The 13,522-nt window shown below is 41.8% G+C and carries 18 protein-coding genes; 14 read left to right on the top strand and 4 right to left on the bottom strand.

All coding sequences use genetic code 11. From position 1 onward, the window contains the following. Positions 1-342: 342 nt before the first annotated feature. A complete protein-coding gene (sstT, locus tag Q0785_RS07515) occupies positions 343-1,614 on the top strand; it encodes a serine/threonine transporter SstT (protein ID WP_223632670.1) in 1,272 nt (423 codons plus the stop codon). A gap of 287 nt (positions 1,615-1,901) precedes the next feature. Next, on the top strand, positions 1,902-2,609 hold the full coding sequence (locus Q0785_RS07510; protein ID WP_223634838.1) for a DNA alkylation repair protein: 708 nt from the start codon (positions 1,902-1,904) through the stop codon (positions 2,607-2,609). A gap of 91 nt (positions 2,610-2,700) precedes the next feature. Here Q0785_RS07510 and Q0785_RS07505 read toward each other — a convergent pair whose 3' ends face one another. Then, a complete protein-coding gene (locus tag Q0785_RS07505; RefSeq protein ID WP_298827898.1) occupies positions 2,701-2,976 on the bottom strand; it encodes a hypothetical protein in 276 nt (91 codons plus the stop codon). Positions 2,977-3,109: 133 nt separating this feature from the next. Between Q0785_RS07505 and Q0785_RS07500 the strand changes: the two genes are divergently transcribed. Together Q0785_RS07500 and Q0785_RS07495 are read left to right on the top strand one after the other, a co-directional pair. Beyond that, a complete protein-coding gene (locus Q0785_RS07500) occupies positions 3,110-3,544 on the top strand; it encodes an NUDIX hydrolase (RefSeq protein ID WP_298827895.1) in 435 nt (144 codons plus the stop codon). A gap of 145 nt (positions 3,545-3,689) precedes the next feature. Further along, positions 3,690-3,905: a hypothetical protein gene (locus Q0785_RS07495; protein WP_058385191.1), complete on the top strand. Its 216-nt coding sequence runs from the start codon at positions 3,690-3,692 to the stop codon at positions 3,903-3,905. A gap of 94 nt (positions 3,906-3,999) precedes the next feature. Here the strand turns inward: Q0785_RS07495 and Q0785_RS07490 are convergent, their stop codons facing one another. Beyond that, the gene (locus Q0785_RS07490) at positions 4,000-4,692 is read right to left on the bottom strand and encodes a DUF3169 family protein (protein WP_298827877.1); all 693 of its coding nucleotides are present in this window, start codon (positions 4,690-4,692) and stop codon (positions 4,000-4,002) included. Beyond that, a complete protein-coding gene (locus Q0785_RS07485) occupies positions 4,689-4,895 on the bottom strand; it encodes a helix-turn-helix transcriptional regulator (RefSeq protein ID WP_223632658.1) in 207 nt (68 codons plus the stop codon). The genes Q0785_RS07490 and Q0785_RS07485 overlap by 4 nt, the downstream gene beginning before the upstream one ends. Positions 4,896-5,103: 208 nt before the next feature. Between Q0785_RS07485 and Q0785_RS07480 the strand changes: the two genes are divergently transcribed. From Q0785_RS07480 to Q0785_RS07450, 7 genes are all read left to right on the top strand, one after another. Continuing rightward, positions 5,104-5,526 (top strand): Rrf2 family transcriptional regulator, encoded by a 423-nt coding sequence (locus Q0785_RS07480; protein WP_298827874.1) that lies wholly within the window; start codon positions 5,104-5,106, stop codon positions 5,524-5,526. Between the two features lie 24 nt (positions 5,527-5,550). After that, entirely contained in the window at positions 5,551-6,477 is a 927-nt protein-coding gene (locus Q0785_RS07475; RefSeq protein WP_298827871.1) for an NAD(P)/FAD-dependent oxidoreductase, read from the top strand. A gap of 487 nt (positions 6,478-6,964) precedes the next feature. Beyond that, positions 6,965-7,558: a class I SAM-dependent methyltransferase gene (locus Q0785_RS07470; RefSeq protein WP_298827868.1), complete on the top strand. Its 594-nt coding sequence runs from the start codon at positions 6,965-6,967 to the stop codon at positions 7,556-7,558. Between the two features lie 297 nt (positions 7,559-7,855). Next, positions 7,856-9,244 carry a M1 family metallopeptidase gene (locus Q0785_RS07465; RefSeq protein ID WP_298827865.1) on the top strand — a complete coding sequence of 463 codons (1,389 nt, stop codon included), beginning with the start codon at positions 7,856-7,858 and terminating at the stop codon, positions 9,242-9,244. Between the two features lie 258 nt (positions 9,245-9,502). Then, a complete protein-coding gene (locus tag Q0785_RS07460; protein WP_223632644.1) occupies positions 9,503-9,952 on the top strand; it encodes a hypothetical protein in 450 nt (149 codons plus the stop codon). A 154-nt stretch (positions 9,953-10,106) separates the two neighbouring features. Continuing rightward, complete coding sequence (locus Q0785_RS07455) at positions 10,107-10,592, top strand: hypothetical protein (protein ID WP_223632632.1); 486 nt, start codon at positions 10,107-10,109, stop codon at positions 10,590-10,592. A 135-nt stretch (positions 10,593-10,727) separates the two neighbouring features. Next, entirely contained in the window at positions 10,728-10,910 is a 183-nt protein-coding gene (locus Q0785_RS07450; RefSeq protein WP_223632630.1) for a hypothetical protein, read from the top strand. Here Q0785_RS07450 and Q0785_RS07445 read toward each other — a convergent pair. Further along, positions 10,892-11,128, bottom strand: coding sequence for a hypothetical protein (locus Q0785_RS07445; RefSeq protein WP_223632628.1), 237 nt, complete (start codon positions 11,126-11,128; stop codon positions 10,892-10,894). The two genes, Q0785_RS07450 and Q0785_RS07445, sit on opposite strands and share 19 nt — an antisense overlap. A 116-nt stretch (positions 11,129-11,244) precedes the next feature. Between Q0785_RS07445 and Q0785_RS07440 the strand changes: the two genes are divergently transcribed. The 3 genes from Q0785_RS07440 to Q0785_RS07430 all read left to right on the top strand — a co-directional run bounded on the left by Q0785_RS07440 (position 11,245) and on the right by Q0785_RS07430 (position 13,514). Next, positions 11,245-11,643, top strand: a complete 399-nt coding sequence (locus Q0785_RS07440; protein ID WP_298827860.1) for an NUDIX domain-containing protein — start codon at positions 11,245-11,247, stop codon at positions 11,641-11,643. Between the two features lie 150 nt (positions 11,644-11,793). Beyond that, positions 11,794-12,204 (top strand): HIT domain-containing protein, encoded by a 411-nt coding sequence (locus Q0785_RS07435; protein WP_223632624.1) that lies wholly within the window; start codon positions 11,794-11,796, stop codon positions 12,202-12,204. Between the two features lie 65 nt (positions 12,205-12,269). Next, positions 12,270-13,514 carry an MFS transporter gene (locus Q0785_RS07430; protein ID WP_298827856.1) on the top strand — a complete coding sequence of 415 codons (1,245 nt, stop codon included), beginning with the start codon at positions 12,270-12,272 and terminating at the stop codon, positions 13,512-13,514. Positions 13,515-13,522: the final 8 nt, after the last annotated feature.

Here is a 13,522-nt window from a genome sequence, read left to right as displayed (position 1 = left end):
AGATATCGGCAGGATTGAAGTTTATAGAAGTCGGATGGAACAGAAGAATTGGAAAAGGTATTGGCCAAAACTTAGGATAAAGAATCTGGATTAAACGAAGTCTCTCAATGAGGATACAATATTCGTTTTGTATATCTGAAGAAGGGAAAATTGATAAATCACAATAAAGTTACAAACTAATCATTGATTTTAGAAAAAATTTGTTTTATTCACTCTTCAGGTTGTATAGAATAAGATTAGATTGAAAGCGTTATTATAAGGGGGAAAGACAACTAGAGACGTTCAGCAGAAGATGGGCTGTGTTTAGGCTACTTAGAAATCAACAGGGGGAATAACGAACGTATGAAAGTATTGAAAGCATGGAATCAGATTAGTCTTGTAAAGCAAATATTGATAGGGCTGATATTAGGGGTCGTACTGGCTGTTTTGATTCCAGAAGCAGCAAAATCATTGACCATCTTTGGTACTTTATTTGTAGGCGCACTGAAGGCAATCGCGCCTGTATTGGTGCTATTTTTAGTGATGGCATCAGTCGCGCAGCATAGAAGCGGCAAGCCGACAAATATGAAAACAGTTATATTTCTTTACTTATTAGGAACGTTTTTGGCCGCATTGATTGCTGTCATCGCCAGTTTCATCTTCCCGGTAAGCATTGCCTTGACTCAAGGTGCTGAGGATTTGGCGGCTCCGGGTAATGCGATTGAAGTTATTAAAACTTTAGTGTTGAACATTGTCGATAATCCAGTAAGTGCGCTTTACAACGCAAACTATATCGGTATTTTAGCTTGGGCGATTGTCATTGGTTTGGCGTTGAGAACGGCCGCTGATAACACAAAATTAGTAATCACTAATTTCTCGGATGCAGTAGCTAAAATGGTTGGCTGGGTCATCAAGTTTGCACCACTTGGCATCATGGGTCTAGTGATTGAGTCCATTACGACAAACGGGCTTGGGGCATTGCTGAGTTATGGGAAATTGCTCGCTCTTTTAATTGGATGTATGCTTTTTGTGGCGCTTGTGGTCAATCCGCTTATCGTTTTTATGAACATTCGCCAGAATCCATATCCACTTGTATTTAAGTGCTTGAGAGAAAGCGGCATTACGGCTTTCTTCACGCGCAGTTCTGCAGCAAATATCCCAGTAAACATGACGTTATGTGAAAAGCTGGGATTGGACAAAGACACATATTCTGTATCAATACCACTAGGAGCAACTATCAATATGGCAGGTGCCGCTGTTACCATTACTGTTCTGACGCTCGCTGCTGTGCATACGCTTGGCATCCAAGTGGACATCCCTACAGCGATTATCCTTAGCGTATTGGCCGCAGTATGTGCATGTGGCGCTTCCGGTGTTGCGGGCGGATCGCTTTTGCTGATTCCTTTAGCTTGCAGTTTGTTCGGCATTCCTGCTGATGTGGCTATGCAAGTAGTAGGTGTTGGCTTCGTGATAGGCGTGCTGCAAGATTCATTTGAAACATCGCTCAACTCTTCAACAGACGCACTTTTTACAGCAACAGCTGAATACAAGAAGCGACTGAAGGAAGGCGAAAAAGTGAATTTCAAAGAAGTATTTGAACTCAATAAACCATCCGAAAATTTGGTGAAGAGTTAAATTTTTGAATCATTCGCTATGAATAACGTGATGCAATTCTTGTATCATGATGTGAACCAGTAAACTTAGACATGTACAAAGCGTCGTTTTGGGCTACTTGATTTTCGGATTCTTTCGGAATGAAAGTAGCCTATTTTTTTATGCGATCTTCTTGGATTTTCGTGTCCACCTTTTTGCTTAACTGCTAAAAAGGACTACATGGTGTACACTTACGTTAGAAAAGAGTGGATTTGACATGGCATTTGCTGAAGCAAGATATTATTTTTCTCAAGAAAGGGTGCTGAATGATGGAGTATGAAACAGTGATGCAGGAGCTTGAAGCATTAGGCAAGGAACGGATGAAAAAAATATACCTATCCAATGGCGCGGTTGAACCTGTTTTCGGCGTAGCTACAGGCGCCATGAAACCGATGGCCAAGCAAATAAAAAAAGATCAGCCATTAGCTGAACAACTGTATGCAACCGGCAATTACGATGCCATGTATTTTGCGGGCATCATTGCAGATCCGATAGCAATGACCGCAGCTGATTTCGACCGATGGATGGATGGTGCCTATTTCTATATGATATCGGATTTTGTAGTAGCGGTGACGCTTTCCGAATCGGATATTGCGCAGAAAGTGGCCGATAAGTGGATTGAGAGTGGTGAGGAACTGAAGATGTCTGCCGGTTGGAGCTGTTACTGCTGGCTTTTGGGGAACCGGAAGGACCATGAGTTTTCTGAAAGCAAGATTTCCTCGATGCTCGATAAAGTGAAAAACTCAATACACGATTCACCTGAACGTACGAAATCTGCCATGAACAATTTTTTGTACACGGTGGGGATTTCCTATGTGCCGCTAACTGAAAGAGCGATTGAAGTTTCCAAAGAAGTCGGTGTAGTGGAAGTGAAGCGTGACAATAAAAAAAACAGTTTCCTGAATGCTTACGAGAGCATTCAAAAAGATGTGGCTAAAGGCAGAGTGGGGTTCAAGCGAAGATATGTCAGATGCTAATGGGAGAGGGCAAGTCCATGATGGACATGCCTTTTTTGATATCAACAGATTCTTTCAGAACAGAACAATATAAGGAAATCAAAAAATTTTTTTACTCCTCACGAAGCTTTTTGGATGCATAGCCTATATACAAAAAGACAAATCCGGTGAACGATGTAGCAATAGCAAAAATAAAGCCGAAAAAGCTTACCCCAATTCCAGCATTTACGATAGGAGCAACGATTTTAAGAAAAATAGCATACACTAAAAAAGGCAGCAAAAACGCTGTAATATAGCCTGAATGGATCCATCGGTGGCGTTTGGTTCCGGCAAATTTACTTACAGAAAAACTTAACAATGCAATGTACAGTGCTAAAATTAAGATCACACGAAGACCTCCAGTTCATCATTTCACAATAGAATAGTCGGTATTTGTTTACCCTTTTAAAGTGAAGCAAATGCAAGAACTGACAAATAAGTTGCTGAATATAGGTCTTGAGAGAAAAGAGGTAGAAAACAGGATGAAAAGAGTAGATGTAGTCTATATACTTTTATTCGACAGCAAAAAAGAAAATATCCTGGTGGTGAAAAATAATGCACCTGATTCCTCATACTATACACTTCCTGGAGGAGCAGTCGAATCTGGCGAAACTTTGGAAGAAGCAGCTATACGTGAAGTGAAGGAAGAGACGGGATTGGATATTGAAGTAGGTGGCATGTATGCGGTGAGTGAAGCGTTTTTTGAAGAGCGGGAACATCACGCCATCTTCTTTACGTTCGAAGGGAAAATCGTTGGCGGAGAAATTAACCGGTCGCCTACTGACGAAATAGAAGAAGTTACTTGGATGGATGAAAAAACAGCAGAAAAATATGCGTATGTTCCAAGTGAAGAAAAAGGCTCAATACATAGGAAGACAACTATTCCATACGTACTTCGCGGGAAAGTATTTCATTAAGAATGAATAAGGATGGATGAATATTATTATATAATGTGGCTGGCCCGTGTTATAATAAAGGACTTAGGGCAATTACTGGTATTGCCTCAATTGAACGGATGCCAAAAAGCCTCCGCTTACGGAAAGAATATGGAGGTGTAACAAAATGAATAAACGATGGACTTTCAAAGAAATTAAAGCATTTGTCGAAAAAAACTCAGACAGTAAATTATTATCGACGGAATACCACGGTTTTTCTCAAAAGCTGCTGTTTAAATGTGCATGCGGCAATAACTTCGAAAAAACATTTACGAAATTCAATACGAAAAACCAGCGTAAATGTGACGTATGCCAGCCGCCAAAAGCGCCACGAGGCGAATAAGATACGAACAAAGCCCCAATTTCTGAAATTAGAAACTGGGGCTTTGTTATGTCTGATCAGAAATTCAGATCACCTCTTTGTTAGCTGTCGGCATTTATTTATTTCGAATACTGAACTGATATTGCATATTGGTGATCGCCAAAATACCGATAATGATGAAAATACTGAACAGCTGTGATGATTCTGAAGCCATCGAATAGAAAAGAAGCAGAACAATCGCTCCCAGCAACAGGGAATTCATGGTGATATGGGTTTTGTACAAACCGCCAAGCATTACATGCTTTTCACCGTCATCCGAAACATTCAGTAGTTTTTCAGCATATTTCTTATCACTGATGGTAGGCAAGTTTCGTTCCGGGTACATATTCTTCATAAGTCCCGGGAGGATGATGGATATGGTGAAACTGAAGATAATCAGTACAAGACCCAAAAGCAGCAGCCATAACGGCTGGATGGTCAGGATGCTTAGGCTCATTGATGCTAAACTGAGCAGAATTGCCAGAGTGGAACTGAGGCTGGCATCGGAATACTTTTTGTACATGCGTCCTTCAGCTGCATCTTTTTCGTCTCCGGTCAAGTCCTGTTTAGCGAGAATGCGGACACTGAAATAACAGTATGCTGAAAAGACAACCAGAGCTGCAGCGATGGCAAGAATGATTATGTTTCCTGCGTAGGCGTATGGCGACAAGTCTATACGGATATCGCCATCCAGGACAGCAAGCATACCGAAAAATCCTATCAGCGAACCGATCAGCAATTGACCACTTATTCTTCCGAATTTTTTCATTCCAGTTCCTCCTCCTCAAATTGAAAAATCTCTTCGACGGGTTCTTCAAAGACACGTGCGATTTTCGTGGCAATCAACAGAGAAGGCATAAATTCTTCCCGTTCAATCAAACTCACTGTTTGTCGGGAAATCTTTGCCCGCTTAGCTAGTTCTGTTTGGTTGATGCCCAATCGAGCCCGTAATTCCTTCAATCGTGTTTTCATGTCTTCACCTCATTCTATCTAAAGGGTAACTGATTTGTTTCAAAATGACAACTATATTAGTCAAATTGAAAAGTATCTTTGTCTTATTAGTTTAAATCATGAGGATAAAAGTTAATGAATTGACTTTTGCCATAAAAGGATGATATATTTTAATCAATTAGAGACAACGGGAGTCTGTAATATCTTTAAAAGGAAAAAGGAGGCCGTTATGAAATATTCAAATGCAACGAACTATGCCTTGCATACAATGGTGCACTTAATCCGTTTGCCGCTAAATAATACGATAGGTGTTCAGGAATTGGCGGAATTTCAAAAGCTGTCACCGACTTATCTGTCGAAGATTTTGACCAAGCTTACGAAAGCCGGACTGATTGAATCCACACCAGGCGCAAAAGGCGGGTATAAAATTTCAAAGTCATCGAATGAAATTTCATTTTTGGATGTCATTACGGCAATCGAAGGGGATACCAATTTGTTTAATTGTTCCATCCATCGTCATGAAGGCTGTCTGATTGAAGGAGTCATGAGACAATCTGAAGAAAACATGAAAGAAGAGCTTCGGAAGCGCCTCTTGATCGATATTGTGATAAAGATGGAAGAAAAGAGCCAGAGAACAGAAAACATCAACTAAAGATTCAAGAAAGAAGATGATGACATGATAGTGGATTGTGCCGTAATTGGTGGAGGGCCGGCGGGGTTGAACGCTTCGTTGGTTCTCGGAAGAGCAAGAAGAAAAACCGTCTTGTTTGATGATAATAAGCCCCGCAATGCAGTGACTTCAGAAGCACATGGGTTTATAACTCGTGACGGGATAGACCCACAGGAGCTGAAAAGGATTGCCCAAGATGAGCTGAATAAATATCCGGACGTCAAAATTGAAAAACAGCGGGTAGTGCACGTAAGAAAAGAACAGCAGCTATTCCATATTGAAACCGAAAATGGAATGTTCTATAAAGCTCGAAAGGTAATTTTAGCAACCGGTTTCAAAGAGGTTCTTCCGGATATCAACCGCTTGAAAGAGTTTTATGGAACGAGTCTGTTCAGTTGTCCATTCTGCGATGGATGGGAGCTTCGAGATCAGCCATTAGCCATCATTGCAGAAATTCCTGGCGCTTTTCATATGGCCAAAGTGTCTTCCAATTGGACGAATGACTTAGTTGTCTGTACGAACGGAAAGCCGATCCTTTCAGCAGATGAAAAAGGCATTTTGGAACAGAACGGCATTCAGGTCAATGAGGAAAAAATCCACTCATTGATTGGGAAAAACGGTAAGTTGGAGGCAATTGAGCTTGTTGGCGGCGAACGTCTCTTCCGTACAGGCGGATTTGTAGCGTCACAATGGATACAGGCCTCTGCTATTGGGGAATCACTCGGCTGTAAGTTAAACGAGCGGGGCGGAGTGGAAGCTGATCGTTTTCGACGGACCAATGTAGAGGGGGTCTTTGCCTGTGGAGATACGGTTATGGATGGCCCATCCCAATTGATCATGGCAGCTGCAGAAGGCAGTATGGCTGGGATTGCTTTGAATGGAGAGTTGTTGGAGGAAAGATTTGCACAAGTAAAAGTAAGCTCTATAAGTTGAACTAAAGAAGTAACATTTATATGCCGATTCGGCGGCTATGGAAGAGAAGAGAACAATGATCCTCCGCAAGCTCTGTTGTATAGGTGAACCAAATTCTTCTGGCGTACCTTGGTTCCCACGATAAGCCGAGAAAAACACACACCTTACTGCCCCACCTCATCCTGAGCAGCACCGGCGCTGGAGAACTCTCAAAGATATGGAGCAAAACAGCGAAGACTCCTGCGGCTTAGCGATTCGACCGATACACCGCAGGGAATAAGGCGGGCAAAAGGAATTTGCCTACCTTATTTGCGACGAAGCTAGCGCAGCGATGCAGGAGCACCGGTTTTTCGCAGCGGACGAGGAGGATTGGGCGGGAGCCCGCTGGAAAGCGGAGCTGTTTTGCGGAGTATCGACTGAAATAAATCATTAGTTCAACTTATATAGCATAAATAAATTATTTAGTAAACCAAAAGCATTTACCAGCAAATCAAAAGGAGATCAGAAAATGGCTAATGAACACAGTAAATCCCATGGAACAGCTCATCAGCACGGAAAAGTTTCTTACTTGGAGAGCGCAAAAAGAAAAGCCGAATTTTCACCGGAGCAATTGCTGAATAGTATTCCATTAAAGAGCACCGATCATATTTTAGATTTTGGGGCGGGAACGGGCTATTTTACGATACCTGCTGCTAAAAGAGTGGACGGCCAAGTGTTTGCACTTGATACCGATCAGGAGATGCTGGAGATGATCAGCCAAAAAGCAGCTAAGGAAGAGCTCGCCAATATTGTTCCGCTCCAGGGACGCAACATGGGAATTCCGATCCCTGATGCATCAATCGATGTGGTAATCGCATCATTGGTATTGCATGAAATCCATCCATTGGCGGCGACTTTGACACAGATTAAAGATGTACTTAAAAACGATGGTTATGTAATCGTCATCGAATTGGAGCCGAAAGGGCAGTCAACGCATAAGACACCAAGAATTTCTTTAGCTGGTATGGAAGAGGAGTTAGAGGCTGTAGGACTGCATATTACAGAAAAATTCTTTCCAACTGAATCTTTGTATGTCTTGATTGCACAAAAACATGCGTTTTGAAATAAAACCTTTTTTTATCTGAATTAGAGATAACGTGTATCTTTAAAGTATCTAATCGGACCGTGAAGAGTACCATTTGAAGTTTACAAGGAAGGAGCAGGTTTAAAATCTGCTCTTTTCTATTGTGAAGAAAATAATCTTTTCTCATACATATGAAAACGAAATTTGAAAATCAAAAATTATGCGAGCCAGTTCGAAAAACAAATGATACTATTTAGAAAGAATAGTCTATTGGATGATTTGCCGGAAAATAATTGCTGGAAATGATAAAACATTTAAAGAGATGAGAGATGCACCGTGAAGCTGAAAATATGGGCAGCAGTTTTAGTTGTGGCAATAGGAGTCGTCGGATTTTTAATTTTGAGAGCTACTGTCTTTTGTGAAGACTGCGGACCTCAGGAATCCGGAAGAGTGGAAGATACAGTAAACGCTATTTATGACTTGGAGGTTTCTCTGAATGAGAGAAACGAATTTCAGGTAGCGGCTTCCATCAGTGTTACGAACTATTCATCGGACACTTGGGAAGATATCGGTTTTTACTTGGTTCCTAATGCCATGAACTCTGAAGAAACCTCTTTTTATAAAGATGACGATGTATGGCTGGAAATAATTGCGGTATCTGTTAATGGAGAAGAGTCGGGTTTTAACTTGGATAATAATGAGTTGTTGGTGGAGTTGGATACAGATCTAGAACCTGATTCAACTGTAGATATTCAAGTGGAGTATTCAATGGTTTTGCCGCAAAACGGTATGCGGTTGTCACAAGTGGACAACAACTTTTACTTGGCCCATTGGTATCCGATGCTTGGCTATTACCAAAATGGATGGGATATTGAAGATTATGACTCGAAAGGCGAGTCCTACGATACGGATTATGGGGACTATACCGTCAGCTACGACTTGCCCCAGGACTATTTGGTGGCCAGTTCGGCTGAAGATGGTGAAATCGTGGCCGCTTCAACTGGCACTGTGCAAGGTGACAATATAAAAGACTTTTACTTAGCCATTATGGATCCGGACGAATGGGAATTTGAAACCGTAGCAGCGAATGATACAAAACTGCGGGTGTTTACACCTCTTTCAGCGGATATGCTGGAGGAGACTTCAGGACTGGCAGCGGAGTCCTATGTGTATTTTGAAGAACACATCGGCGATAATCCCTTTGGCGAGCTGGACATCATAGGGAACGACGGCTATATGGAATACCCGAATATTATCGAAGTCGCAGCGGATGAAGAATCCCAGGAGTCTGTACTTGTGCATGAAATTGCCCATCAATGGTTTTACTTCCTGGTGACGAATGACCCGTACGAGGAAGCTTGGTTGGATGAAGGATTGACGGAATTCGCAAGCTCGCTTTTCCTAAGCGACTATTATGATGACGATGAATATGGATTTTGGGGCGCGCAAATGGCTCAAGAGTACTACCCGCCAGAAACCTATGTGAACTTGCCGCTCGACGAATTTAAAGAAGAGTCTTATTACTCTACGATCTACGGCAAGGTTCCGATTCTGCTGAAGGACTATTTTAACGGCCTGGACGGAAATGAAACCGCGCTCGATTTTTTAGCGGCCTATTACGAAGAATATCAATTCGAGCAAGTGGATACGGAAGAGTTTCGAGAGTTTTTTGAAGATTATTTTGAAGGGGACCAAAGTGAGTTTTTGGACAGCTGGTTAGAATAATAAATAATAGGTAAAGGGGAGAAGCTGCATTTATGCTTCTCCTCTTTTGTATTGTTTCGGTAAAAACCAATCTGATCGCGACAAAAAAACGGAGCCAGTATTAAAGTGAACCCCACAAGTAACTGCCCTTATAAAGACGTTATGCAGGCTCTACATCTAAAGTCTTAGTTCCAAGCACCCCTCAGGCTGATTAGTTATATGTCAAAACCGGTTATGCTGTTCTTATCAAAGGCTTAACTAAACAGTAGGAGGTTCAGTATGCAATCTACACGAAAATTGGTTTCACTATCCATCATTCTATTGGTGGCTCTTTTGGCTGGCTCGGTATTATCTTTGAACTCATTAGAGAAAAACCCATGGGTACATGATCAGCTGGTCGAACTATTCCAAAATGATTCGAAAGTGCAACTGGATATGAACAGAGGAGAAGTCACGGTTTCGGCTGACCAATTTGCGGCTGAGATGATCCTCTTTGCTGAAGATGTTCTGATTTATCCTTTTTATATGATTGTCTTCGCCGTATTCTTCAGCTTGTTCGGTTTGGTGATGTTGTCGACTTTTCCATCAATTGCGGCCGCATTCCTTGCGCTGGCTAGTATCTTGTCGCTATTTACTTTGGTGCCACCTCTGCTCTTATTTTTTGCAGCAAACAGTTTACTGAAGTCGGAAGGTAGTTTAAAAGCAATGACCACCAAGAACGCAATTTGATGGATTGGTGACTGGTTGAGAAGAGGCGCTGAAATGCGCTTCTTCTTTTTTTAGCTAAATAAGGTTTCATTTAATGCAAACCGGAAGGAATCTTTCGGAAAATGGAGAATATAACCATATGGTGTAAAAAGCTGGATCAGCAAGGAGGAAGAATATGTACAAACTGCTTATGTTATTGTATTGGCTTTCCGCAATCCTTACTCTTGCTGCTTTTTACGGAATGAACGCTTTAAGTGAACCTGTAAAAAATGATGGCTTCGGAGGTGGGAATGGAAATCCGACTTTGGTCATTCCTTTTTTTCTGATGCCATTCATCATGTACTTTCTGTACGGCACTGTTGAATTGTCGATGCGGATTGCCAGCAAGTGGCTTACTTCGAGAAGTATTTGGCTGGGGATTTTAATCAGCTCTGTTTATGTAGTCACAGTCTCAGTTTACACATTGAAAAAAGCAGATGATTTCCGTTCCTACATCGTGGAAACGAAAGACGCTTTTGACAATCCAGAAGATTTTTCCCTGTTCACTATCTTTTCGAATCACATTTTCTTTAATCCACTGACTTTCATTTTGGTGGTGATGATTTGTTTTCTGGCAGGGTTGGTTTGGAGTTTGATCAGGGATAGACCGAAGAAAAAATGAAGGGTTCAAAATGGCAGTTGCCGAGCTTCTGTGATTGACGGCCATGAAAGCAATGGAAGACCGGCAAAAGAATAGAGAAGATTCATACCTACAATATGTTAAAAGTAAATAATGGATAGAAAGGAGATGTTTACTATGTCCAATGAAGTGATCGGAATCATCGCATTAGTGTCAATAGCGATTTGGATTGCAGTATCCAAAGAAGCGGTAAAACCAACGAAAGAGATCCAATGGCCGAAGATGTTGACCTTGTTGTCTGCCGGAACCCTATCGGCATTCATCATCACCATTTCACTTTTTCAAAGCCTGCCGCTTTGAGATGGACTCGTTAGTTTGAGTCTTTTTTTCTTTCTGTATTTCAAACGCCAAAAGTAGAAAATAATCCAGGCACTCAAAATCACCAAGGAAGCAATAGATTGATATGTATAGTCTGCAAAAATCAAAATGGAAAATCCGATGATTGCGGTGGGGATCATGATGTAAATCCACATTCTCACTTCTTTATTCTTCCAACTGAGATCGAATCGATTTTCCACAGCCTTCCCCTCCTCTAAACAATTATCTCTAGAAATTTATTTTGCTAAGGCATCACTCTTATCAACAGAGTATACAATAATTAGGCGAATCAGGAAATGAAGAAGGCAGGTGAACGATGAGGGATCGCAGTGCAGTGATATTGATAAAACATAACAAATTAGGTCTCATTAAACGAGTGAAAAACGGAAACACATATTATGTTTTTCCAGGCGGTGGAATAGAAGATAGCGAAACTCCGGAAATTACAGCAAAAAGAGAAGCAATGGAAGAAACCGGGCTTGAAGTTGAAATTCAGGAATGTTTTGTGAAGATCGATTTTCATGGAACCCAGTATTTTTTTCTCGCCACAATAGTAGACGGTGAGTTTGGTTCGGGGAATGGTGAAGAATTTAATGACGATAGCAGAAACCGAGGCACATATTTACCTGTGTGGGTAGATATTAGCAAGTTAAACGCATTTGATGTAAAACCAAAGGAAGTAGCTAGAAAAATACAGGCTCTGTTCAGCTGCTGATAATTTAACAATGCACCATGATTATCCGGAAGACTTGGAACTGCTTCTCGCTTTTGTTGAAAGGGATTTTTCAGAAGCTGAACGTTAACTTGACGAAATTTAAATTCACAGACCAAATGGAAATAACAAAATCAGAAAGGTTGGTAAATCATGTCTAACGAAACGAGTTGTCCATTTTGTGATCCTCATAAAGACCCGAACCAAAAGATTGTGTTGGAGAATACGAGCTGCTATTTTCTGCAGCATGCGAAACAACAGGATGTATTGGAGGGAAGTGGTGTGATCGTCCCAAAGCAGCATCGCACCCTAACATTTGATTTAACGAAAGAGGAATGGAACGATACATACGACTTGTTGAAACTGGCCAGGGAATACTTGGACAATGAATTTTCACCGGATGGCTATACATTGGGCTGGAATGTAGGCGCGGCTTCAAATCAGTCGATCGGCCACAGCCATTTTCATGTGATTCCCCGGTATAACGATGAGCCATTGGCAGGCAAAGGCCTGCGCCATTGGCTGAAGCAGCCGGAAAATAGAAGGGATAAGGAGACGCTCTAACCGGGAGCAAGTCTTAGACGCTTGCTCATCAGAGGAATTTCGCAGTAGCTATAGGGGGAAATACTTTGAAACAAAATCTAAACGAATGGAAAACACCTTCGATTCTCCTTGGTTCTTTGGGCATCGCCAGTGTGGGAGATTTCATTTACCTGGTTGCGATTAACATCATGGTTTACCAGATGACCGCTTCGGCAGCCGCTGTAGCAGGGCTATGGATAATCGGACCTTTGACCAATATCGTGACGAAGTTTTGGACCGGCAGTTTCATCGATTATCGAAGCAAGAAAAAAATCGTATTGGTGACCCTGATTGCAAGAGCGTTGTTTATCACGTTGATTCCCCTGGCACCGAATCTTTCAACGGTGTACGCGATTCTTGTTGTTCTCAGTGTTGCCAAATCGTTTTTTGGCCCAGCTTCAATGACCTATATTACCATGCTGGTATCACCGCAAAAAAGAAAACGATTCAACTCACTGCGGTCATTCACATCGTCGGGAGCTTTTATCATCGGACCGGCTATAGGAGGCGCGTTTATATTACTGAGCAACATCTCAGTGACCATGTGGCTTAACGCCGGATTCTTCTTGCTTGCTGCCCTGCTCTTGATCGTTTTGCCTGAAACGGAGAAAATTGATCAGGCGGATATTCCTGTTTTGACACCTGCTCAAATCGCGAAGGACTTTACAGTGGTCTACGGATTTATGGCTGACAGGAAATACGTTACGGCCATCTACCTGGGTTTTCTGGCAGTGATGCTCTTCTCTTTTGCGATGGATGTTCAGGAAGTTGTCTTTACCCAGCAGGTGATTGGCCTGACCGAAGTAGAATATACACTGCTGATCAGCATCACGGGTATCGGTTCAGTGACCGGTGCACTATTGCTCTCTCTGTTTTCGAATAAAATCACGATCCGATATATGATTGTAACTGGCTTATTGATGATGACTGCCGGCTATGTCATCTACGCGTTTTCCTGGTCTTTTGCCTCGGTTACAGTCGGCTTTGTCATACTTGGTTTCTTTAATGTCTTTTTGAATGCAGGCATCATGACTTTTTATCAAAACAATATTGCAGTTGCTGTGATGGGCAGAGTGACGAGCATTTTTGGGCTGCTCCAAAGCGTATTTCAGATCTTTTTCATATTGACAATCGGTTTCCTTGCTGATTTTGTTTCATTGAAATTGACCATTGGATCTCTTGCAGTCATTATGCTGATTACAGCATTCCTGTATTCCATCGCTGTGTTGAACCCGAAGTATTCCAGATGGTATGAGGAAGAGAATGAGGCACTTGAAGAAACATTGGCATGAGGTGTATC

The sequence above is a fragment of the uncultured Planococcus sp. genome (genome assembly GCF_947501725.1).
Taxonomy (GTDB): domain Bacteria; phylum Bacillota; class Bacilli; order Bacillales_A; family Planococcaceae; genus Planococcus; species Planococcus donghaensis_C.
Note: the sequence above shows the minus strand (reverse complement) of the source record. Positions and strands in the feature narration are given on the sequence as shown.